Here is a 1,868-nt window from a genome sequence, read left to right as displayed (position 1 = left end):
GGCAGGAGCCCGAGTGACAGCGGAGAGCCTCGAAGAGCAGCAGGACACGTCCGGCTCGGGACCCAGCGGCTACGCGGCGGCCCGGCTGCGACTCCTCCAGGAGGGGTCGCAGTCCGGGCCGCCGCGCCGTGCTGGGCTGGCCCGGCTCACCGACGAGTGGCTGGCCGCCCTGCTCGCGGGAGCGGCCGAGGCCGCCGGGACGAGCGGTGTCGCGCTCGTGGCGGTCGGAGGATACGGCCGCGGCGAGCTGTCCCCGCGCAGCGACCTCGATCTGCTGCTGCTCCACGACGGGTCCGCCGGCGCCGGGGCCGTGGCCTCCCTGGCGGACCGGGTCTGGTACCCGGTGTGGGACCTCGGACTCGCCCTCGACCACTCCGTACGGACCCCGGCCGAGGCGCGGAAGACGGCGGGCGAGGACCTGAAGGTCCAGCTCGGGCTGCTCGACGCCCGGCACATCGCGGGCGACGCCGGGATGACGGCGGGGCTGCGCACCGCGGTGCTCGCCGACTGGCGCAACCAGGCCCCCAAGCGGCTGCCGGAGCTGCACGAACTGAGCCTGGAGCGCGCCCAGCGCCAGGGGGAACTGCAGTTCCTGCTGGAGCCGGACCTCAAGGAGGCGCGGGGCGGTCTGCGCGACCTGACGGCGCTGCGGGCTGTCGCCGCCTCCTGGCTCGCCGACGCGCCGCGCGAGGGCCTCGAGGAGGCACGCAGACGGCTGGAGGACGCCCGGGACGCCTTGCATCTGGCCACCGGCCGGGCCACCGACCGGCTGGCGCTGCAGGAACAGGACCAGGTCGCCGCCGACCTCGGCCTGCTGGACGCCGACGCCCTGCTGCGGCAGGTGTACGAGGCCGCGCGCACCGTGTCGTACGCCGGGGACGTGACCTGGCGCGAGGTCGGCCGGGTGCTGCGCTCACGGGCCATGCGGCCCCGGCTGCGCGGGCTGCTGGGGGGACGCGGCAGCCGCGCGCCGGGGGAGTACGGCGCCGAGCGCACCCCGCTCGCCGAGGGCGTGGTGGAGCAGGACGGCGAGGTGGTGCTCGCCCGCACGGTGCGCCCTGAACGCGACCCCGTGCTTCCGCTGCGCGCTGCGGCCGCCGCAGCGCAGGCGGGGCTTCCGCTCTCGCTGCACGCGGTACGGCGCCTGGCCGGGGCGGCGCGCCCGCTGTCCGTGCCGTGGCCCGCCGAAGCCAGGGAGCAGCTCGTCACCCTGCTCGGTGCGGGCCCGCCGACGGTTGCGGTCTGGGAGGCGCTGGAGGCGGAAGGGCTGATCACCCGGCTGCTGCCGGACTGGGAGCGGGTGCGGTGCCGTCCGCAGCGCAACCCCGTGCACCGCTGGACCGTCGACCGGCACCTCGTGGAGACCGCCGTCCGCGCCGCCGCCCTCACTCGCCGGGTCGGCCGGCCCGACCTGCTGCTGGTGGCCGCCCTGCTGCACGACATCGGCAAGGGCTGGCCCGGCGACCACTCCGTCGCCGGCGAGATCATCGCCCGTGATGTGGCCTCCCGCCTGGGCTTCGACCGCGCCGACGTGGCCGTACTCGCCACCCTGGTACGACAGCATCTGCTGCTGGTGGAGACGGCGACCCGGCGTGATCTCGACGACCCGGCGACCGTCCGCGCGGTGGCCGACGCGGTGGGCAGCCCCAGCACGCTCGAACTGCTGCACGCCCTCACCGAGGCCGACGCCCTGGCCACTGGTCCCGCAGCCTGGAGCGCCTGGCGCGGCTCACTCGTCGCCGATCTGGTGCAGCGTGTCCGGTCCGTGCTGGCGGGCGAGCCCGTGGAGGACGGGACGGCGGCCATGGAGCCGACGGTGGAGCAGGAGCGGCTGGCCATGGAGGCCTGGCGCACCGGCGGACCGGTGC

Annotated in this window: 1 protein-coding gene; it reads left to right on the top strand. The window is 76.6% G+C overall.

Annotation, left to right across the window (positions count from 1 at the left end; translation table 11 throughout):
• Positions 1-13: 13 nt before the first annotated feature.
• Positions 14-1,868: [protein-PII] uridylyltransferase (locus ACTWQE_RS33985; RefSeq protein WP_443332948.1), on the top strand; the 1,855-nt coding region annotated here is incomplete at its 3' end.

This window comes from Streptomyces sp. 8N706, from assembly GCF_052245415.1.
In the GTDB taxonomy this organism is placed as follows: Bacteria; Actinomycetota; Actinomycetes; order Streptomycetales; family Streptomycetaceae; genus Streptomyces.
Note: the sequence above shows the minus strand (reverse complement) of the source record. Positions and strands in the feature narration are given on the sequence as shown.